Source organism: Myxococcales bacterium (genome assembly GCA_022184915.1).
Lineage (GTDB): Bacteria > Myxococcota_A > Polyangia > Fen-1088 > Fen-1088 > JAGTJU01.
In genome coordinates this window covers 225,304-246,654 of the sequence record JAGTJU010000004.1, presented here as the reverse complement: position 1 = coordinate 246,654, position 21,351 = coordinate 225,304, and the positions used below count along the sequence as shown (strand labels likewise).

The window sequence follows — 21,351 nt, the reverse complement described above, 5'->3', positions numbered from 1 at the left end:
GTGAATCCCGCCGCTTGGCCTCAAGGCCCCCCTTCGGTCCGGAACCGATCGGCGTCGAGCCCATAGCGGTCGAGCGCGCGCTTGATGACCTTCCAGTGGCGGTCCAGGGCGCGGGCGACCTCGGACACGTTCCCCTGGTGCGCTGTGAGCAAAGCGACGAGCTCGTCACGCCGGGGCAGCGGCCGGGGCGAACGCCGCCGGTCTGGCGGCAACGCTTGCGCCCCGGTGGCGTCCGTGGTCGGGGCGCTGTCGGCAGGGGGAAAACGGACCTCCGACCCGCCCGACGAGCCCTCCGAGAACTCCCCGGAGACGGGGTCGGTGGGATTCGTGATGCCATCGCCCGAGACGAGCTGCGCGAGCTCTTCGGGCAAATGCAAAAGCCCCACCTCCGGTGCGCCCGCGGCCAACAGCACCGCCGTCTCCACGACCTTCTTCAGCTCCCGGACGTTGCGGGGCCAGGGATAAAGACACAAGGCCAGGAAGGTGCCCGCGTCGAGCGCCGGGGCCACGCCACCTGCCGCCTGGCGCGTGAAGTGGTGCATGAGAACCCCCAGGTCCTCGCGCCGCGTGCGCAAGGGGGGCAGCGTGAACGCGGCGGCTCCCATGCGGCCAATGAGATCTTCACGGAGGCCCGGTGAGCCATTGCCGCCTCCCGGACGCGACGTGGCGGCCAGCACGCGCACGTCCACCCGGCGCGGCCTCGTGGACCCCAGAGGCACGATCTCGCGGCTTTGCAGGAAGCGCAGCAGCTTCGCCTGAGCGGTCTGGGGCATGTCGCCGATCTCGTCCAGGAAGAGGGTGCCACCCTCGGCCTCCTCGATGAGTCCGCGCTTGGTTTGGTTGGCTTGTGAGTGGGCCCCACGGACGTAGCCGAAGAGCTCGCTTTCGACGAGTTCACCCGGCAGCGCCGCGCAGTTGACGGGGACGAGGGGTCCCGCGCGTCCGCTCGCCTTGTGGATGGCCTCGGCGTACACCTCCTTGCCGACGCCCGTTTCGCCCACCAGCAGGATCTCGTGCTCGGAGGCGGCGATCCGCTTGAGCTTCATCTCGGCCAAGGCCGTGAGCGGCGAGCTCGTGGCAATGGGCCCCATCGGCGACCGGCGGGCCTCGGCGAGCGCCCTCTCCTCTTCCAGCGACAGCCAGCGAAACACGGCCGCGTGGCCGCCCATGAACACGATGTCACCATCCTGCAACGCCACGGGCGCCGAGAGGGCAAGCCCGTTGCGAAGAGTTCCATTGGTGCTGCCGAGATCTTCGAGCAGACACACGTCCGAGAGGCGACGAACCCGGGCATGCCGCCCCGACGCCCGCCTGTGGGTGAGGCGCCAGAGCGTTTCTTGGCCCGAGGGCTCGATGTTTCGACCGGCAACCAGCCCCGCAGCCCCGAGGGCCAAAACACGCGGCCCCGGGCCGGGCGCCCCGCCCAAAGCTGCGTCGCCCACCACGAGGAGCACGGGCATACGGGTGGCCGACGTGGTGGGGGACTGCACCTCGGTGTTGTCCTCGCCGGGGGCACCAGGCGGACGCGGGGGGAAGCGGGGGTCCATCGAATCTTCTTCAGGGGTTCTGCACGTGCGCCGAGGCAATGCCCCGGGCGGAGACGGTCACGCGTCGCCCAAGAGGGTGGAGACGCCGGAAGGGTCGTCGAAGCTCGGTATCCATACGTGGGGAACGCGGGGAAACGCAACCCCCAAAGCACGCGCATGGCGCTCGATGAGGGCCACGTCGGGTAAGGCTGACAACGCGCGCTCTCGATCTTCGTCTGCCGTCAGATTCATGAGCCTGCGGTCGAGCGCGCCTGCAGCCTTTTCCGTCAAGGTGCGGGCCCAAAGCGTGTCGCCATCGGCGCGGGCGACCTCGATGCCCGCCAGCCACACCATGAACTCGGCGTGTTCGGCCACCCCACCGCGCTCGAGGCTCGCGACCGCAGATTGTGCGTAGATGCGCGCTTCGGCGCGCTGGCCGACCTGCAAGAGCGCGCGGGACAAAGCCGCCTCGGCCGTAAACAAGATCGCCGGCGCCTTCGCCAGCCGCGACACCGCTTCGGAGGCGGCGCTCACGGCGAGCTCGGGGCGGTTTTGCGCGAGGGCGGCTTGCGCCAGCAACAGGTGGCAGAACCCCTGGACCCGAGGGTCCACGCTCACCTGCTCGCTGGCCATGGCCTGCCGCACGGTTTCAGCCACCCGGCCGGCCTCCCCCCGGGCAAGGTAGATGCACGCCAGGTTGACCCGCGCGACCGACGCCGTATACAGCCCCAACCGCTCGGACAGGGCCAAAAGCCGCAGGGCGCGCCGCTCGGCCCGCTCGAGCTTGCCGAGATCGGTGAGAACGCACACCAGATTGTTCAGCACACCACAAGCCTCACGGATGTCACCCGCCGTCTCGAAGGCCGCCAAGGCCGCCTCGGCTTCGTGCTGACACTGCGCCATGGCCCCCGACATCAAGGCCTCCTGGGACCGCACGTTGTGCCACATGGCCGAAAGCCGCAGATCCCCGAGCGCCGCCACCTGCCGCGTGCGCGCCACCAGCTCGACCACCTCGGTGCGCTCGCCGAGCAGCACGACGAAAAGGCCCCCGCTGCGAAGGGCCGCGTAGGCCCAGGCTGCCCGATCGGCCCCTTGGGGCTCGAGGGACATGAGCTCCCGAAAACGTGCCCGCATCTCATCCGTTTTTTGTTGCTGGCCAAGCGCGATGATGAGTTCCGTCAGGGCTTCGATGCGCACGAGGCCCGGCAGAAGCGCGTACGCCTCGCGCGCGAGCTCTTCGCCCACGGGCCATGCGCCCTGCCACATCACGGCCCTGCACGCCACGAGGCGCAGCCATCCCAGCTCCTCGCCCGCAGCGCCCAGGTTCTGGGCTTGCGCACAGCGCGCCTTGACGCCTTCGGCGTCGCCCGCTTCCAGGGCCTGCTCTGCAGCCACGCGGTAGTGATGGCGGGCCAGCTTGCGATCGCCGGCCAACTCGTAGTGTGCGGCCAAGAGGGCGCCTTCGCGTTCGCCCGTTGCCGCCAGGTGCCGGGCGGCCAGGCGGTGACCCACGCGCTTGTCAGACTCGAGCAGGGTGTCGTAAGCCGCATCCCGCACGAGCGCGTGCCGGAACTGCCAGGCAGCGCCGTGCCCCGCGCCGGGGGGCAGAGGCCGCGCCACCAGCTCCGCGCTGGCCAGCACGTCGAGCCAGGCTTCCACGTCCTGCTGCACCTCCTGAGGCAGCAACGCCTCGACCCCCTCTCGGGAGAAGCGCTCACCGAACACGCTGGCAGCACGCAAGACCTGCTTGCCACCCTCCCCGACCGTGTCGAGGCGGGTCTGGAGCGCGGCCAGGATCGTGGGGGGCACGAGCCTCTCATCCGCCGCCCCCGTCTGGGATTCCACCCGCAGGAGTTCCTCGAGAAAGAACGGATTGCCATCGGCCCGCGCCACGAGCAGCTCGAGGCGCTCGGGGGCCAGATCGGGCAGGACGGCACGCACCAGCTCCCGGCAGGCGCGGGGGCGCAACGGCGGCAAGGTTTGACGGTCGGATACGTCCCGCCACAGGTTGGGAAAGCGGTCGTTGACCTCGGGGCGCGCGAAGCCAAGCACGAACAGGGGACGATCCCGATGCGTCCTCAGGGCAAGTTCGGCGAGCTGTAACGACGGACCGTCGGCCCAGTGGAGGTCCTCGAGGACCAAGAACACGGGCCCCCGGGCCAGCGCCCCCGCCAGGAGATCCAGCCAAGCCAGGCGGACTTGGTCAGACAGGCTCCGGGGATCTTGCCGCGCGGAGCGCAGGCGCAACGGGACGTTGCCTTCGCCCCACACGCCCATGATCTCGCCGATGAAGGCCAGGATGCGCTCGCGATCATCGGGCAGGGACGTGGCGAGCACCTCCGCCAGGAGGGCCCGCAGACGACCTTGGTTTTCGGTCGAGGCGCCAGGCTCCGCGATCTGGGCGGCGCGACGCAAGGCCGCCGCCAACACCCCGTAGGGCGCCCCGGCGGCCAGGGGATCGGCCTGCCCCACCAGAACCCAGGCCTGCGGGTTGGCGCGGCTCACGCTCTGACGAAGGGCACGCTTGAGGCGGGACTTGCCCCCGCCGGCAGGGGCCACCACCAAGCTCGAGTGCGCCCGTTCGTCGTCGAAGCACTCGAGCACCAGGGCCTCGAGCGAAGCCAGCTCGCGCTCACGCCCCACGAAGGGCACCTCACGCCCGAGGAGCAACCGCTGGCCTTCCCGCACTGCCTGCTCGCCCCGGAGCACGTGGGCGGTGCCAAATGCGGTCTCGCACGACTCGACCTCGAAGCCGTCCGCCAAGAGCGCCGCCGCGTGGCTGTCCACGTAGACCACGCCCGATCTGCCGAAGGCGGCCGCAGCGTCCGGGGTGGGCGCCAAAAGACGCGTGGTCTCGTCAATCGCCGCGCTCACCACCGTGCGCCCCTCCACCGTGGCCCGCCCCAGGGCCAGGGCCAGGGCGCGGCCAATCACGAGGGGCCGCAGCGCCAGCGCCGCGCGGGCCGCGAGCGTGGCCAACTCACGCGAGCCCCCCGGGCCGAAGCTGACGAGCAGCGCCCCCGAGAGCAGGGTTTGCACGTGGCCTTGATGGCGGCGGGCGAGGTCGGCCACCAGGGACTCGGCCGTCGAAGATGAAGCCCCTTCCTGGGGGGCGCCCACCATGAGCACCACCATGGACCGCGCCTCGCGGCTGCCGAGGGCGGTGGCCTCCGCAGGTGCCGAAACCGTTTGCAGCGCCCCTGCCAGACTCTCGAGCTGTCGGGCCACCGCGCGCGCATCGCTCGGCCGGTGCGCTGGGTCGCGGGCCAGCAAGGGGCGGAGCACGTCGCCCAGCGCCGGGGGCAGGTGGGGAAAGTCGGAATCGGCCAGAACGTCGTCGGCCAAGGCCAGCTTCGCGAGGCCCGCCGTGCCGACCCCGGCGAAGAGGGGGCGCCCCGTGATGCATTCCACGAGCACGCACCCCACGGCGAAGAGGTCGGCGCGCCCGTCCACGTCCCGCCGCCCCGTGGCCTGTTCGGGCGCCATGTAAAGCGGTGTGCCCATCACCTGGCCCGTGAGCGTGCGGGCCCATCCGTACAGCTCCCGGGCGATGCCGAAATCGAGCAGCTTGGCCTGCTCGAGCTGACCCGCGGGCAAAAACACGTTCGAGGGCTTGAAGTCGCGGTGCACGACCCCGCGCGCATGGGCGAACCCGAGCGCATCCAACATGCGCGCGCCGAGACGACAGGCCGCTTCGGGTGCCAAGGGGCCATGGGCCAGACGCTCGCGCAGAGTCTCCCCGGCCAAGAGCTCCATGGCCAGGTAGGCCCCCTCCGGCGTGGTGCCGTGGTCGAGGTACTTGACGATGGCCGGGTGTTGGAGCTGCGCCAGCACCCGCGCCTCCCGCTCGAAGGCGTCGGCGGCGCCGCCGTCGAGGCGCGTGGAGACCTTGAGGGCGACCAGGCTGCCATCGGCGGCGTCGCGGGCCCGAAAGACCACACCGCCTCCGCCCGCGCCCACGAGACCGAGCGTTTCGTAGCGGCCCCCCAGCCGTACACCGACCGTGGGCAGCTCGGCGGCGCCCGCCACGCCACGGCCCATCACCGGGCCCGCAACGGTGGCGGCCTCGGGGACGTCGGAGGAGACGCGATCGGGTGGGCCAGACTGCCCCATGACGCTGTTCGGGTTAACACGACCCTCGTTCCAGGGCCAAAGCGAATGAACCAAGAGTAAGGCCGTGTACCAATTTTGTCGACAAGCCTTGTGAGGTTAACGATAGACACCTACACGCTCCTGCGCGCTGGACGGGGGCGTCGGCGTTCCGAAAGGCTGGTGGCAACTCAGCGCAGGCGTGCAAGCGCTGCCAGCTGGGCATGTGCGACGCGTGAAGGGTACCTGCGATGGTACGCGGCGCGGACCTCGGCGGCCGTGCGCTCGATCAAGGGGTGTGCCTCCGCGCAAACGGTAACGCGTCCCCGCGCACAAAGGGGCTTCGCCGGGGAAGTCATTCGGGTAGGTGAAAGCGCAGGTGTTTTGTTCACCCCACGACGGCCGAAGCGAGACGGCTCGTTTGCCCTCGGGCCCCTCGAGACGCAGCGCCAAGTCAGAGGGCCGCTCGAGACGCGCCCACAGCCGCACCGAGGCGAAGGTGACCGTGCCCACCGCCACCATCGTCGACACCTCGGGGCGCACATCGCTGCGTTCTGCCATCTCGTCCGAGGGTCTCTTCACGTCACGTACCAACCCGGACCTGGCCGAACGGCCCCCGATGCGGGCCCGCACCCGCAACGCACGTTCCCTCAACGTAACGTCTCATCGACGAGAACGGCGGGGCGGTGACCCGTGCACCACGACCATGCGCGGAGCCCCGCGGGTTGCCAGCGCAGAGATTTGTGGCGAAACTGTGAGGCTCCTTGCCCGGGATCGAGGGCTTCCGACCATGCCGTCTCACGATTTGCAGCAACACAAAGAAAAACTCGAAGCGCTTCGCGCCGCGCTCGTGGCCGAAGGGGACTTGGCGATCGAGCCTGCCACCGACAAAACGGACGACGACGAAGCCCCCCTGGCAGAGATGAACCAGGTGATCGCGTCGCGGCGCAACCGCGAGCGCGCCACGATCCTCAAGCGCATCGATGCTGCCCTCGTGCGCCTGCGGGACGCTCCGGACGATTTCGGCCAGTGCGTCGATTGCGGAGACCCCATCGGCAAACGGCTCGAGGCCCTGCCCTACGTGGATCTCTGCGTGGAGTGCCAACACGAGCGCGATGGCTCTCCGAAGCGAGGCTCACGGCGCAGCCTCACCGATTTCCGCTGAACGCTCACCGCCCGGCGTGAGACACAGATTGGTCACGGCGCCTCACCAATCTGTGGACAGGAGAGCCACAGAAAGGGTTAATATCCGGCGTCGCGCCGCATGACCCAAACCACCCGGCCGTTCTGCCAAGCAGGTCACGATGCGTCTTGTCGCCTGACGACTGACGAACTCCACGCGCACGTCACGCGGCTGCTCGCGGCCGACACCAAGACCCTCGACGCCGCGTTGCAACCCTCGCTGGCGTGGGCGATCGCCAGCACCGGAGCCCAGCGAGGGTACGTGCTCGTATTTTCGGAGGACGGCCAGCGCTTCTCCTGCCTGCTCGACCACTGTGTGCCGGGCGTCGATTCGATCCGCACGAGCATGCAGGGCGTTCCGTTGGGCTCGTTCCCCTGGAGCATGGGACGCTTGAAGGAGCTTGCCGTCGTCGAGGTGCCGAACGAAGCGGCGCTTCCCATCGAGGCCACCGCCGAACGCACCGCGATGCAGGCCTCGTGTATCCAAAGCTTCGTCACTCTACCCTTGCCGGGTAGCGGGGCCCCGCTCGGCGCGCTTGGACTCGATTGGCTCACGTCGGAGGGGACCTGGTCGCGGGTCGAACTCGCCCACCTTTCACAGCTCGCCCAGGCGATGGGGGCGTTGCTCGACCGAGAGCGCCTGCTCGCGCAGGCCCGGCAGGCCGAAGAGCGCCTGAGCTCCTTCATCGCGGGCAGTGCCGACGCAATCGGCTGCTTCGAGATCCCCGGGGGCATGCCCGTGGACCTCGAAGCCGAAGCGCAGACAGCCAGCTTCTCGAAGCGTGCGTTGGTGGCGAAGTGCAACGCCGAGTTCGTCGGCCTCATGGGGGCCGCCACCGCCAGGGAACTCGAGGGACGAACCGTACAAGACAGTCACTCCGGCCTGCTCGGCTGGCTCGAAGGCGTGTTCCCCTTGCTCGTCGAACGGGGGTACCGCGCGCGTGACCTCGAGCTGAGTCTCGCCACGGGCCCCGAGCGCCGCCCCCGGCAGCTGGTGGCGGATCTCTTCGGCGTCGTGGATCGCGGCAGCCTCGTGCGCCTGTGGGGTATCTTCAAGGACGTCACCCAACAGCGCCAGGACGATCGCCACCGACAAACGCTGGAGAATCAGCTCCGCCAAGCGCAAAGGCTCGAGTCCATCGGGCTGCTGGCGGGCGGTGTGGCGCACGACTTCAACAACATGCTCGTGGCCGTCCTCAACTATGCCGAGCTCGCGCTGCGTACCCTGCACACCAACCCCACCGCGGCCGCCGAGGACCTGCGCGCGATCGTGAAGGCCGGCGAACGCGCCGCGGGCCTGACCCGTCAGCTGCTGGCGTTTTCCCGGCAGCAGCCGATGCACAAGCAGCCGATCAACCTCAACGATGTCATCCGCAACTTGATGAAGCTGCTGCGACGGGTGATCCACGAATCGGTCGACCTCGACTTCGTGCCCGGGCACGCCCTGGGAACCGTGCTCGGTGACCCGGGGCAGATCGAGCAGGTGATGCTCAACCTCGTGGTCAACGCCAACGATGCCATCGACGACATCGGGCGCGTGACCATCGAAACCGAAAACGTCGTGCTGAACGGCAACTACGTCAAAACACACCCCTGGGCGCGCGCGGGACGTTACGTCCTGCTGTCGGTTTCCGATACGGGCAGCGGCATGTCGGAGGAGGTTCGGGAGCGGGCCTTCGAGCCCTTCTTCACCACGAAGGGCCCCGAGCGGGGCTCGGGACTTGGCCTTTCGACGGCCTACGGGATCATCAAACAGCACGACGGGATGATTCACGTCTACAGCGAGCCCGGCATGGGCTCTCGGTTCAAGATCTACCTGCCCATCGTCGAGCGGGCCGCCCTGTCCGTGGGGGGCCACGTGGAGCGCCTGGTGCGGGGCGGGAACGAGACGATCTTGGTGGCAGAGGACAACGACATGGTGCGCCAGGTGGTCTGCGCCCTGCTCGAGCGTGCGGGCTACCAGGTGATCGCGGCCAAAGACGGCGGGGAAGCCGTGCAGCTCTTCGAGCAAAGAGGCAACGAAATTCACTTGGCGCTGCTCGATGCCGTGATGCCCGTGATGTCGGGCCGGGCGGTGTTCCAGCACCTCCACACCCTGTGCCCCACCCTGCCCGTGTTGTTCGCCAGCGGGTACACGAGCGGGGTGTTCCCCGAGGAGTTTCTGCGGGAGCACCAGGGCCGCCTGATCGAGAAGCCCTACGATTCAGACACCCTGCTTCGGCGCATTCGCGAAGCGCTGGATCCGCCGCAGGGCGGAGAGGCTGGCGCCGCCCCCACGGCCTGAGCCCGAGGTCCCCAACCGCCGCGCCGCCGCCAGTTGCCCCCGCGGCGCGATGCCGTAAGGTGGGGAAAGCTGCATGTCTCCGCCGCGAAGCTACGATCGGTCCCTCGTCCGCGAAGCGCTCGCGCAGCTCGGAATCGACCGGCTGGTTTTGGCAATTCACGACGCCAGCTTTCCAAGCTTGCCGCACGAAGAACTCGGCCGCGGCTCGCCCTACTCCGAAGGCGGCCGCGCATTTTTGAGCTTCGTACAGCAGCTCGGCTTCGACGGGGTGCTCTTCGGGCCTCAGGGCCAAACCTCGGCCGTCAACCCCTCGCCTTACGACGGCACCGTGTTCTCGCGCAACCTCATGTCCCTGGCGCCGTCTCCCCTGACCTCGGGGTCCCGGCCCCTGGTGCCGCCCGAACGCCTGGCCCGCTGGGTGGCAGAGGCCCAGGTCAATCACGCAGGCCAGGCCCGCGACCGCGTCGCCTATGCCAGCGCCTGGCAGGGCGCACAGAGCCTGCTCGACGTGGCGTACGAAACGTACCGTCGCGGGGAGGACGCCGAGCTCTGCCGCGCCTTCGAAAGCTATCGGACCGAGCGCCTGGCCACGGACGGCTGGCTGGAAAAAGACGCTCTGTTCACCGTTTTGTCCGCGCTCCACGCCAGCGACGATTGGCGCCGGTGGCCCGAGCCGGATCGCAGCCTGTACCGCGAAGACGCATTCTCGTCTGCAGACAAACGACAGCGCCGCCAAGCCTTGTTGGCCACGCAGGCCCCGGCGATCGAGCGCTACGCCCTCGGGCAGTTTCTGCTGCAGCGCCAGCACGATGAGCTGCGACGAGACCTGGCGGGGCTCAGGCTGTTTGGAGACCTCCAGGTGGGGTACGCGCACAGCGATGTGTGGGCCCACGGGTCGGTCTTTCTTCCCGGCTACGAGATGGGGGCGCCTCCCAGCCGCACGAACCCCGACGGCCAGCCCTGGGGCTATCCCGTACTGGATCCCCGGCTTTACGGAGACCCCGCGGTCCCCGGACCGGCGCTCGCCCTCGTGACGGAGCGGGTGGACAAGCTGCTGACCGACTTCGACGGCCTTCGCATCGACCACCCTCACGGCCTCGTCTGCCCCTGGGTGTACATGGCAGGCACCGCAGATCCCGCGCAAGCCGTTCAACGAGGGGCCCGCCTCTTCTCGTCGCCCGCAGTGCCCGATCATCCGGCACTCGGGCCCTTTTCGCTGGTGCGCCCCGAGCAGCTCAACCCGGATCCCCACACCCCCCGCCATGCGGACGATTGGGTGATCGCGCTCGAGCCCGCGCAGACGAAGCGCTACGCCGTCGTGCTCGACGCCCTACTTGCGCGGGCACAGGCGCGGGGGCGGCGCCGCCACGACATCCTGTGCGAGGTTCTGAGCACCTGGCCCTTTCCCCTCGAGACCGTGATGCGAGAAAGAGCCCTCGGGCGCTTCTGTGTCACCCAGAAGGCCAACCCGGAAACGAGCCACGATGTCTACGACAGCGCGCGGCTCGAGCCGAACGACTGGATCATGGTGGGCACCCACGACACGCCCCCTTTGTGGGCGCTCGCGCCGGCCTGGCAGGGCACCCGCAAGCTCGAACTGCGGGCGCTCCACCTGGCCCGCCGCCTCGTGCCCGACGACAGGGCCCGCCCGGCCTTCGCCGAAGAGCTGCTTGGCGACCCGCGGGCCCTGTGCAACGCCCTCTTCGCCGAACTCTTTGCAAGCCCTGCCCGCAACGTCTCGGTGTTCTTCGCCGATCTGCTCGGCCAAACGGAAACGTACAACCGCCCCGGGGTGAAGGACGCTCTCAACTGGACCTTGCGGGTGCCGCCGGACTTTGCCGGGGTCTACGAGGCCCGGACGGCCCGAGGCGAGGCCCTGGATCTGCGCCGCGCGCTGGCGCTCGCCCTGCGGGCCAAACAGCCCACGGCCGAGGGCCTGGCTTTGGCGACGAAGCTCGAGCAACGCGCAGGCCCCTTGCCTCCCCCGTGAGCGGAGGGTGGGCCTGGCGGCCGCTTTGCGGGTGTGCGATGAACGCGGCATGAAGATCGTATTGCTCGATGCCTTCACGGCGGACCAGGGGCGTTCCGCGTGGCCCGGCCTTTCGACCCTGGGCACCGTCGACAACCACCCGCGTACGGGAGGCCGAGCCCTCGAGCTGCGCTGCCAGGGCGCCGAGGTCGTGATCACCAACAAGGCCGTGATCGACGGCGCGCTCCTGGAAAGGCTCAGCCCGACCCTGCGTTACGTGGGGATCAGCGCCACGGGCACCAACATCGTGGACCTCGCCGCCGCCCGCCGGCTGGGGATTGCCGTCACGAACGTGCCGGGCTACTCGGCCCCCTCGGTGGCGCAGCTGACGATCGCCTTGATGTTGTCGTTGTCCCTGGACGTGGCGGGGCACGCACAGGCGGTCAAGGGAGGCGCCTGGGCGAGCTGCCCCGATTTTTGTTTCTTCCTGCGGCCTCTGCCGGAATGGGCGGGCAAAACCCTCGTGCTGCTGGGCAAAGGGGCCATCGGTCAAGCCGTCGCCCACGTCGCCGAAGCTCTGGGCATGCGCGTTTTGGCAGCGGCCGTGCCCGGCGCGCCCGCGCGCTCCGACCGGGTGCCGCTCTTCGAGGCCCTGCCCGAGGCCGATGTGGTCAGCTTGCACTGCCCTCTGACGCCAGCGACGCTTCGGCTCGTGGACAAGACCTTCCTCGACGCCATGAAGCCAGGGGCGCTGCTCATCAACACGAGCCGCGGCGGCCTGGTGGACGAGCTGGCGCTGCAGAATGCTCTGGATGAAGGCCGCCTGGGGGGTGTGGGGCTCGACGTGCTCTCCGAAGAGCCACCGCCCCCCAACCACCCCTTGCTCGACAGCCACGCGCCCTGGGCCCCGCGGGTGCTGGTCACGCCGCACCTGGCGTGGGGCACCGAAGAAGCCCGCGCGCGCCTGCGGCAGGAGGTGGTCGAGAACCTCCGCGCCTATCTGCGCGGCGAGCGGCGCAACCGCGTGGACTGAGGGGCCGCGCTCAGCCCGGTACCTGCGCCTGCCGGGCGCGGAACCGGGCGCGCACCTCGGCCGCATAACGGCCGGGATGGGGCTCGAAGCGGGCAAACGGCAGGGCGCCCCGCACGTGCGCGCGCGCCTCGGCCAGGTTGGCGAAGCGTCCAGCGGCGATCGCCTGCACCATCACGTTGCCCCCCGCCGTGGCCTCGACCGGCCCCGCCAGCACGGGCTTTCCCGAGGCGTCGGCCGTGGCCTGGTTGAGGTAGGCGTTTTGCGAGCCGCCCCCCACGATCTGAATGCCCAGCACCGGCTCGCCCTGGAGGCGTTCGATGGTCTCGATGACCTGGGCGTAGCGCAGGGCCAGGGAGTCGAGGATGAGCTTCGTCACCTGCGCGGGGCTCTCGGGCAAGCGTGCGCCCGCCTCCTGGAGCTGCTGGCCAAGGGCGGCCAACATGCTCGTCGGGTTGAAGAGGCGCTGGTCATCCGGGAAAATCACCTCGTCAGCGCCGGTGGGCAGCTTCGCCACCTCGTCGAGCAACGTCCCGTACGCGACGTCGCGCCCGGCGCTTTGCCATTCCTTGCGACAGGACTCGAGCAGCCACAGGCCCATGACGTTTTTGAGGAAGCGCACCGTCTGGAAGGCGCCCCCCTCGTTCGTGAAGTTCTCGCGCTCGACGTCGCGGTTCACGAGCGGAGAGAGCCGCTCGACGCCCACCAGCGACCAGGTGCCCGAGGACACGTAGGCCCAGCCGGGCGTGAGCGGCGCACCCACCACGGCGCTGCCCGTGTCGTGCGTGGCAGGAGCCACCACCCGCACGCCCTCGAGCCCCGTCGTGGCCGCCACGTCGGGCAACAGAGGCCCGAGGTCCGTGCCCGCGGGGACGATCGGGGGCAAAAGGCCCGGGGGCAACCCGAGCAGGCTCAGGAGGTCAGGGTCCCACGTGCCTGTCTGCACGTTCACGAGCTGGGTCGTGCTGGCGTTCGTGAATTCGATCGCCGCGCGGCCACAAAGGTCGTGGTGGATGAGGTCAGCCATCATCAACAGGGTGCGGGCCTCGGCCGGCAAACCCTGGGCCCGATGCGCGTGGAGTTGATAAAGCGTGTTGAACACCAGGAACTGAATGCCTGTACGCGCGAACACCTCCGCCTTCGGGAGGCGGCCATGCACGGCCTCCATCGCTCGGGCCGTGCGGTCGTCGCGGTAAGCGATCGGATCCTCGATGAGGCGACCGCTGCCGTCGAGTAAGCCGTAGTCGACGCCCCACGTGTCCACACCCACGCTCTGGACGGGACGGCCGAGGGCCTTCGCCGCCCGCGCCGCGTCCGCCAGGCCGCTGCGGATCTCCGAGAGGATGTGGCCAAACGGCCAGCGAAGGTGCCCCTCACGCATCGACATCGGGTACGTGAAGCGCCGCACCTCATCGAGGCGCAGCTCGGAGGGCCGAAGCCCCCCCAGCATCACGCGCCCGCTGCCGGCGCCCAGATCCACCGCGATGTAAAGCGCGTCGGTTCGGCTCACGTCGTCGTGCCCCGGCTCAGACGATCCCTGAACCACTGCGCCCGGACGCGGGCCGCTCTTCGGCCTTGCGTTGGCGATAGCCGCTTGCCCGGTAGGTGGCCATCGGGTCGATGGCGCCCCCCCCGCGACGACGAACCTCGGCCAGGATCGGCGACACGTCGGTGTTGTAAGCCTTCTTCAAGGTGGCGAGCGCTGCGAGGGCGTCGCACTTGTCTTGCGCCTCGGACAGGGCGGCGCGATCGACCAACAAAGCCTGCGTGTAGGCCCGGACGATCTCCGTGGAGCTGCTGATGAGCGACTCGATGGGATCGGTCACGTTGTGGGACTGGTCGATCATGTAGGCCGGCTTGAACCCGGGCACCTTCTCGTGCGCGGCCGAGACCAGCTCGTTGAACACGAGGAAGAGCTGGAACGGCTTGATCGAGCCCGAGTCGAGATCGTCGTCGCCGTACTTGCTGTCGTTGAAGTGAAACCCTGCGAGCTTCCCGAGGCTGATGAGCCGCGCCACGATCATCTCGATGTTCACGTTCGGGGCGTGGTGGCCAAGGTCGACCAGGCAGAAGGCCTTCGGGCCGAGCTTCTCCGCGCACATGTAGCTCGTGCCCCAGTCGTTGATGACCGTGCTGTAGAACGACGGCTCGAACAGCTTGTGCTCGAGAAACACACGCCAGTCCGCCGGAAGTGCAGCGTAGATCTGGCCAAGGCTCTCCATGTACCGATCGAGCGTGCGACGGAAGTGCTGTTGACCCGGAAAGTTGCCACCGTCACCGATCCACACCGTCAGGGCCTTGCTGCCGATTTGTGCACCGAGCTCGATGCACTCGATGTTGTGGGCCACCGCCTGTGCCCGCACGGCCGCGTCGGGATGCGTGAGGCTGCCGTACTTGTACGACAGCTTTTGGTCGGCCTGGTCCTGGAACGTGTTCGAGTTCATGGCGTCGAACCCGAGCCCGAGCGCGGCGGCCTGCGCCTTGAGCGCCTGGGCGTCCTTGGGCTTGTCCCAGGGAATGTGCAGCGACACGGTGGGAGTGCTCCGCCCGAGCTTCTGAACCGTGGCGCAATCGGCGAGCTTCTCGTCGATGTTGCGGGGCTCGCCCACGCCGGGGAAGCGGGCGAAGCGTGTGCCGCCCGTGCCCACGCCCCAGGACGGCAACGCCACGCCAAAGCGCTGCGCCTCGCCAATCACCTTCTCGATCTCGATCTTGCGCCGCTGCAGCTGGGTTCCCAAAAACCCCAGATCTTGGTCGAGTTCGTTCTGCTGCTTTTTGTTCTGTTCGGCGATGAAGTCGTCGCTGATCTCGAAGGGGGCTACCATGTTCGTGTCCTCGTGCGTGGCCTTAAGGGGAGCGGAAGCCGCGCAGTATAGCCGACCCCACGCTCAGATGACCACCCAGCGGCGGGGCAAAAACGCGTCCTCGAAGACCCGCAGCGCGTACCTATCGGTCATGCCCGTAATGAAGTCGGCGATGGCCCGCGACGGGTCTTCGCTTTCGGGGAGGCCCTTCGGCCAGTGTTTGGCACGGAACTCGTCGAGGTGAGCGTGAAAATACGCCCACAGCTCGCTCAGGATCCGTTGCGCCCGATCGAACTCCAGACGAATCTCCGGCCGCTCGTAGACGTGCTCGTAAAGAAAGTCACGCAGCGCGATGAGAGCATCGAGCACGTGGTCGCTCATCCGGATCTGCCGTTTGCGCTCGAGGTCCGAGGACTGGACCACATCCAGCACGAGACATCGGATCCGTTGGCTGTGGGTGCCGCCCAGCACCTGCAGGATGTGCGGGGGCACGTCCTTGACGTCGAGCACCCGCCCGCGGACCGCGTCGTCGAGGTCGTGGTTCACGTAGGCGATGATGTCGCTCACCCGCACGATCTGGCCTTCGAGGGTCATGGCCAGCAGGTTCGGGTTGTCGGAGAAGATGTGGCCCTTGCCCTTCGAGTGCTTGAGGATGCCATCGCGCACCTCGGCGCTGAGGTTGAGCCCCTGGCCTTCGCGCTCGAGCACCTCCACCACGCGCAGCGACTGCTTGACGTGGTGAAATCCGTTCGGCACCAGCTTGGCCAAGACCTTCTCACCCGCATGGCCAAAGGGCGTGTGGCCCAAATCGTGGCCCATCACGATGGCCTCGGTGAGCGTTTCGTTGAGCCGGAGCGCGCGGGTGATCGTGCGCGCGATCTGCGCCACCTCCAGCGTGTGCGTAAGCCGCGTGCGGTAATGGTCCCCCTCGGGAGCCAGGAACACCTGCGTTTTGCCGCCGAGCCGCCGAAAGGCCTTGCAGTGCAGAATGCGGTCCCGGTCGCGCTGGTACACCGGCCTCATGTCGTCCGGAGCTTCCGGGCGCGCCCGCCCCACGCTGTCGCGACTAAGTGCGGCAAACGGCGAGAGCACCTGCGCCTCCGCCGCCTCCAACGCCTCACGGATGTTCATGCGGCGCCGAGGCTACCAGATGCGGGGCCCGCGGGAACTTTCTCGACGGAACGCCCCTCGGCGGGAGCAGCCTTTCTCAGCGTCTGCGCATTTTATGATTGACTTCCGTCATAAATTTATGAAAGCTATCGCTCATAACCCGTGAAGGTCCCGCTACACGTCGTCAAAGCCCGCCGCGAGCGTCTGGCGCTGATGCTGCGAGAGCACCAGTACTTGCCGCTGGCAGAGGTGTGCGCCCGGCTGCAGGTCAGCGAGGCGACGGCGCGGCGTGATCTGGCCGCGTTGGCCGAGGAGCAGGCCATCACCCGCACCCGTGGGGGCGCGATCTCCGAGTACAACCGGCGCTTCCCCTCGTTCCGCGAGCGGCTCGAGCACGGGACGGAGGCCAAAATGCGACTGGCGGCGGCCGCACGCAAGCGGGTCGAGCCTGGCCAGGTGGTGTGGCTCGATGGCGGCACCACCTGCTACGCCCTGGCGCAAGCGCTCGCGGCCGAGCCCCCGGGTGAGCTCACGATCGTCACGAACAACCTGCCCGCGGCCGAGCTGCTGGCCGATCACGACCACGTGGCGGTGCACCTGCTGGGAGGCCAGTACTTCCGCCGCAGCTCCATCTTGGCGGGTGGCCACGCCCTGCGCGCGGCGCAGGCGTGGCGCTTCGACCTGGCCTTTCTCGGCGCCGAAGGCCTCACCGCCGAAGGCCTGTGGAACTCCGTGGGCGACGTGGTGGCCCTGCAAAGAGCCGTGGCCGACGCCGCCGCCGAGACCATCTTCTGCGTGGGCGCCGAGAAGCTGGGCCAGCGGGCCCCCGAGTTCCTGCTACCGCTCGCCGCCATTGCGCACCTTCTTACCGACGCCACGCCCAACGCCCTGGCTGCGGCGGGCGTGAAACTACCGCGAAAGTCCGTGCTGGCCGCATGAAACACGGCTCCGCCCGGCGCTGATTCGAGAACCAACAAGGAGACCCCAAGTGAGCGACACGAAGAACACGAAACCGTACCCGCAATGGGATGTGGCCCTGGCCGACAAACTGGACGCCGTGGGCAAGCTGGTCTACCGATCGAACCTGCTCGGCTCGGATCAGCGAATCACCAACACGGGCGGCGGCAACACCTCGGCGAAGCTGATCCAGAAAGATCCCATCACGAACGAAGACGTCGAGGTGCTCTGGGTGAAGGGCTCGGGCGGCGACCTGCGCACGGCCAAAAAGGACGGCTTCGCCTCGCTCTACCAGAAGAAGGTCATGGGTCTTCAGGACCTGTACGCCCGCTTTCCCACCCGCGGCGCGAAGACCGAGGCCGAGGACAAGATGGTCGACATGTACAAGCACTCGACCTTCAACCTGAACCCCCGCGCGGCCTCGATCGACACCCCGCTGCACGCGTTCGTTCCGCGCAAGCACGTCGATCACATGCACCCGAACTCCGTGATCGCGGTGGCGGCGTGCAAGGATCGCGAAAAGCTCACGCAGGAGGTGTTTGGCGGCGAGCTGGCGTACATGAACTGGCTGCGCCCTGGCTTCGAGCTCGGCCTCGAGCTGCAGGAGATCTGCAAAAAGCACCCCAACGCCAAGGGCGCCATCATGGGCCAGCACGGCGTGATCAACTGGGCCGATGACGACAAGGCCTGCTACGACCTGACCATCTTGCTCATCGAGAAGGCGGACGCTTACATCGCCAAGTGCGACAAAGGCGACAAGACCTTCGGGGGCCAGAAGTACCAGAGCCTGCCCGAGGCCCAGCGCCAGGCGGTGCTGGCCAAGGTGCTGCCCGCCATCCGCGGCCAGATCACGTACAAGGGCGAGCGGCTCATCGGCACCGTCCAGGACGACGAGACCATGTTGCGCTTCGTGAACTCGGTGGACGCCCCCCGTCTGGCGGCGCTCGGCACCAGCTGCCCGGACCACTTCCTGCGCACGAAGATCAAGCCGCTCTACGTGGCCTGGGATCCGGCCAAAGAAGATGTCGCCGCGCTCGAGGCCAAGCTCAGCGCCGGCATCGAGGCCTACCGCGAGGACTACAAGGCCTACTACGAGCGTTGCAAACGCCCCGACTCCCCCGCCATGCGCAACCCGAACCCCTCCGTGGTGCTCATCCCCGGCGTGGGCATGATCGGCTGGGGAAAGACCAAATCCGAAAGCCGCGTGACGGCCGAGTTCTACAACTGCGCGGTCGAGGTCATGCGCGGTGCCGAAGCGATCAGCGAGTACGTCGCCCTGCCCGAGCAGGAGGCCTTCGACATCGAGTACTGGGCGCTCGAAGAGGCCAAGCTGCGGCGTATGCCGCCCGAGCAGGAGCTGTCCCGCCAGGTGATCGCGGTCATCGGCGCCGGCAACGGCATCGGCAAGCAGGTGGCGATTCGCCTCATGAAGGAAGGGGCCACGGTGGCCTGCGTGGACCGGGATCTCGAAGCGGCGCGCGAGACAGCCAAGGAGCTCGAGGCCGTCTATGGTGTGGGCATCGGCGTGGCCGGCACGGGCGTGTCGGGGGCGGGGCCCGTGCTGGGACTGTCCGCCGACATCACCAACCGCGAGAGCGTGCGTGCAGCCTTGCACCAGGTGCTGCTGGCGTACGGCGGCCTCGACACGGTCGTGGTCACCGCCGGCATCTTCGTGCCGCCGGATCGCGCGGGACGCATCGCCGACGACAAGTGGGGCCTCACCTATGACATCAACGTCATCGGCCCCGCGGTGGTCGCCGACGAAGCCGCCACCATCTGGAAGGCGCAAGGCACCCCGGCCAACTTCGTGGCCACCACCTCCGTGAACGCGGCGGTCGCCAAGAAGGGTTCCGTGGCCTACGACACCTCGAAGGCGGCTGCGAATCACCTGATTCGCGAGCTGGCGGTCGAGCTGGCGCCTCTGGTGCGCGTCAACGCGGTGGCCCCCGCCACCGTGGTGAAGGGCAGCACCATGTTCCCGCGTGACCGGGTGATCTCGTCCCTCACGAAGTACAACATCAGCTTCGCGGAGAGCGAGTCCACCGAGTCCCTGCGCGACAAGCTGGCCCAGTTCTACGCCGACCGCACGCTGCTCAAGCAGCCGATCACGCCCGAGGATCAAGCCGAAGCCGTGTTCCTGCTGGTGTCGAACCGGCTGCCACGAACGACCGGCCAGGTCATCAACGTCGACGGCGGCCTCACCGACGCCTTCTTGCGTTAGCCCATCGCCGCGTTCAGCCCAGCCCCGCCCCGGGTCACCGGCGCGGGGCTTTCGTTTGTGCGGCGTCCCTCGCCTGCTGCCTCGTAAGCCCGCTGCGGCAAAGGGCTTTTCCTTGCCGGGGCTTTGGACGCGTGTCATCTTGGGCTCGATGCGTCGAAGCATGTTCTTCGCCCCGCCCGCAGGCCTCGCCCTGCTGCTTGGCTCGTGCGTGGCCGCGTGCCAAACCGAGGGCGCCGGGACGAAAGCGGAAAGCCAACGAGAGGAAAACACATCCCTCGACAGCCCCGTGGTCGCGCGCATCGGCCGCACCTCGATCACGGTGAGCGATGTCGAGGACAACCTCGAGCGGCGCGAGTCCTTCGTGCGCGCCCGCTACAGCGCCCCCGAGAAGAAGCGAGAGTTTCTCGACCAGATGGTTCGCTTCGAGCTTTTGGCGGCCGAGGCCGAAAAGAAGGGGTATCACAGAGACCCCGACCTCATCCGCATGTACAAACAGTGGCTCGTGGCGCGCCTCGTACAAAAAGAGTTTGATCCCCAGTACGACGAAGCGAGCCTGCCTGACGAAGAGGTTCGTGCTTACTACGAGGCCTTCCCGGACGAGGTACGCCGTCCCGAAGAAGCCGAGGGGCTCCTGATTCTCGTCAAAACCCCCGCCCTGGCCAAGCGGGTGGCCGGCCTTGCCCACAAGCTTGCCAAGGACGACGTCGCGGGCTTTGCGGACCTCGTATCGAGCTACTCGGAAGACACGGCGTCACAACGTCAGGGTGGCGCCACGGGCCGCCTCACGAAAGACGACTCCCGCTTCCCGCAGCCCTTCATCGAGGCCCTCTTCGCTCTCGAGGCGCCTGGCGACGTGGCCGGTCCCCTTCCGACCGAGCGAGGCCACTACATCGTCCGCCTCACGAAGCGTTCCGCATCGTACGTGCCCCCCTTCGAGGAGGTGGCGCCCCTCATCCGCGAACGGCTGAACGCCACGCGGCGAAGCCAGGGCATGGACGAATGGGTGGCGCGGCTCAAAGCCGAGGCCAAGATCGAGATCTTCGAGGACCAGCTGGCGGCGGTGCACGTGGGTGCCCCGTCATTGCCCGCGCGGCCCGCGCACGCCGACCAAGTCCCCGTATCGAATAGCCCCCCCAAGCTTGCCCCTCGGGCCAACCCGTGAGCCGCACCATGCTACGCATCATCGAACGAACCAGGAACCTTTCACTCGCCTTCCTTTACGCCGGCGCACTCGCCGGAGCGGTGATGGCGGACGCGCGACCGGCCGAGGCCCGCGTGGTGGAGCGGATCGCCGCCGTGGTCGACGAGGACGTCATCCTCGCCAGCGAGGTGGAGGAGCGCGCCGCGCCCTTTTTGGCCCAAGTCGCAGGCATTAGCGACAAGGCCCAGCGCCAGGCCCGTGCCGAAGCGGTGCGCCGCGAAGTGCTCGATCGCCTGATCGACGATCAGCTGATCTACGCCAAGGCCCGGGAGCTGAAGCTGAACGTGACGAGTGAAGAGGTCGACAAGTCGATCGAAGGCATCAAACACGACCACAGCCTCAGCGACGAACAGCTCAAGCAGGCCTTGCTGGCGCAGGGCATGTCGATGGCGGCCTACCGGCAGGACGTCAAGAAGCAGGTGCTTCGCTACCGGGTGCTCAATATGGCCGTGGGCTCGAAGATCACGATCTCCGAGCACGACCTTCAGGCCTACTACGACCGGAACGTGAAAAAGGGGGGCGCTGCCTCGGAGGTCCGCGCCAGCCACATCTTCATCGCCATCCCCGAAGGCGCCGATACGGGCATGGCGATCGCAAAGCGCCAGCAGGCCGAATCCCTCGTGCAGCGGGCCAAGGCCGGTGAGGACTTCGCCAAGCTCGCCCGGGAGCACTCGGAAGATCCCGCGACACGCAGCGAGGGCGGCGACCTCGGCTTTTTTGGACGCGACCTCTTGCCGAAGGCCATCGAAGAAGCGGTGTTCACGATGGAGGTCGGTGAAATCAAGGGCCCCGTCCGGGCCGAACGCGGCTTCCACGTCATGAAGCTCGTCGACAAACGCAGCAAGGACGTCAAGCCCTTCGAGGACATGAAGGACGAGATCCGCATGCAGCTGCGGCAGAAGGAATACGAAAAGCAAGCCAAGAGCTTCCTCGCCGAGCTGCGCCGCAAGGCCCTCGTCGACGTGCGGCTCTGAGCGC

14 protein-coding genes are annotated in these 21,351 nt (G+C 68.2%); 8 read left to right on the top strand and 6 right to left on the bottom strand.

Annotated elements, in window-relative coordinates; translation table 11 throughout:
• Positions 1 to 20: 20 nt before the first annotated feature.
• The 3 genes from KA712_15990 to KA712_15980 all read right to left on the bottom strand — a co-directional run bounded on the left by KA712_15990 (position 21) and on the right by KA712_15980 (position 6,197).
• The gene (locus KA712_15990; protein ID MCG5054465.1) at positions 21 to 1,547 is read right to left on the bottom strand and encodes a sigma 54-interacting transcriptional regulator; all 1,527 of its coding nucleotides are present in this window, start codon (positions 1,545 to 1,547) and stop codon (positions 21 to 23) included.
• A gap of 57 nt (positions 1,548 to 1,604) precedes the next feature.
• Positions 1,605 to 5,639, bottom strand: a complete 4,035-nt coding sequence (locus KA712_15985; GenBank protein ID MCG5054464.1) for an AAA family ATPase — start codon at positions 5,637 to 5,639, stop codon at positions 1,605 to 1,607.
• Positions 5,640 to 5,735: 96 nt separating this feature from the next.
• Positions 5,736 to 6,197 carry a hypothetical protein gene (locus KA712_15980; GenBank protein ID MCG5054463.1) on the bottom strand — a complete coding sequence of 154 codons (462 nt, stop codon included), beginning with the start codon at positions 6,195 to 6,197 and terminating at the stop codon, positions 5,736 to 5,738.
• Positions 6,198 to 6,405: 208 nt separating this feature from the next.
• Here KA712_15980 and KA712_15975 point away from each other — a divergent pair, with 208 nt between their 5' ends.
• From KA712_15975 to KA712_15960, 4 genes are all read left to right on the top strand, one after another.
• Positions 6,406 to 6,780, top strand: a complete 375-nt coding sequence (locus tag KA712_15975) for a TraR/DksA family transcriptional regulator (GenBank protein MCG5054462.1) — start codon at positions 6,406 to 6,408, stop codon at positions 6,778 to 6,780.
• Between the two features lie 99 nt (positions 6,781 to 6,879).
• Complete coding sequence (locus KA712_15970) at positions 6,880 to 9,081, top strand: response regulator (GenBank protein MCG5054461.1); 2,202 nt, start codon at positions 6,880 to 6,882, stop codon at positions 9,079 to 9,081.
• A 73-nt stretch (positions 9,082 to 9,154) separates the two neighbouring features.
• A complete protein-coding gene (locus KA712_15965; protein ID MCG5054460.1) occupies positions 9,155 to 11,071 on the top strand; it encodes a 4-alpha-glucanotransferase in 1,917 nt (638 codons plus the stop codon).
• Between the two features lie 49 nt (positions 11,072 to 11,120).
• Positions 11,121 to 12,083, top strand: coding sequence for a D-2-hydroxyacid dehydrogenase (locus KA712_15960; GenBank protein ID MCG5054459.1), 963 nt, complete (start codon positions 11,121 to 11,123; stop codon positions 12,081 to 12,083).
• Positions 12,084 to 12,093: 10 nt separating this feature from the next.
• Here the strand turns inward: KA712_15960 and KA712_15955 are convergent, their stop codons facing one another.
• The 3 genes from KA712_15955 to KA712_15945 form a co-directional block, all read right to left on the bottom strand.
• Complete coding sequence (locus KA712_15955) at positions 12,094 to 13,590, bottom strand: rhamnulokinase (GenBank protein ID MCG5054458.1); 1,497 nt, start codon at positions 13,588 to 13,590, stop codon at positions 12,094 to 12,096.
• Positions 13,591 to 13,606: 16 nt separating this feature from the next.
• Complete coding sequence (gene rhaI, locus KA712_15950) at positions 13,607 to 14,905, bottom strand: L-rhamnose catabolism isomerase (protein MCG5054457.1); 1,299 nt, start codon at positions 14,903 to 14,905, stop codon at positions 13,607 to 13,609.
• Between the two features lie 63 nt (positions 14,906 to 14,968).
• Positions 14,969 to 16,015 carry a deoxyguanosinetriphosphate triphosphohydrolase gene (locus KA712_15945; GenBank protein MCG5054456.1) on the bottom strand — a complete coding sequence of 349 codons (1,047 nt, stop codon included), beginning with the start codon at positions 16,013 to 16,015 and terminating at the stop codon, positions 14,969 to 14,971.
• Between the two features lie 141 nt (positions 16,016 to 16,156).
• Between KA712_15945 and KA712_15940 the strand changes: the two genes are divergently transcribed.
• The 4 genes from KA712_15940 to KA712_15925 all read left to right on the top strand — a co-directional run bounded on the left by KA712_15940 (position 16,157) and on the right by KA712_15925 (position 21,347).
• On the top strand, positions 16,157 to 16,933 hold the full coding sequence (locus KA712_15940; protein MCG5054455.1) for a DeoR/GlpR family DNA-binding transcription regulator: 777 nt from the start codon (positions 16,157 to 16,159) through the stop codon (positions 16,931 to 16,933).
• A gap of 49 nt (positions 16,934 to 16,982) precedes the next feature.
• Positions 16,983 to 19,172, top strand: coding sequence for a bifunctional rhamnulose-1-phosphate aldolase/short-chain dehydrogenase (locus KA712_15935; protein ID MCG5054454.1), 2,190 nt, complete (start codon positions 16,983 to 16,985; stop codon positions 19,170 to 19,172).
• A 160-nt stretch (positions 19,173 to 19,332) separates the two neighbouring features.
• On the top strand, positions 19,333 to 20,334 hold the full coding sequence (locus KA712_15930) for a peptidyl-prolyl cis-trans isomerase (protein ID MCG5054453.1): 1,002 nt from the start codon (positions 19,333 to 19,335) through the stop codon (positions 20,332 to 20,334).
• Positions 20,331 to 21,347, top strand: coding sequence for a peptidylprolyl isomerase (locus tag KA712_15925; GenBank protein ID MCG5054452.1), 1,017 nt, complete (start codon positions 20,331 to 20,333; stop codon positions 21,345 to 21,347). The genes KA712_15930 and KA712_15925 overlap by 4 nt, the downstream gene beginning before the upstream one ends.
• The last annotated feature ends 4 nt before the right edge of the window (positions 21,348 to 21,351 follow it).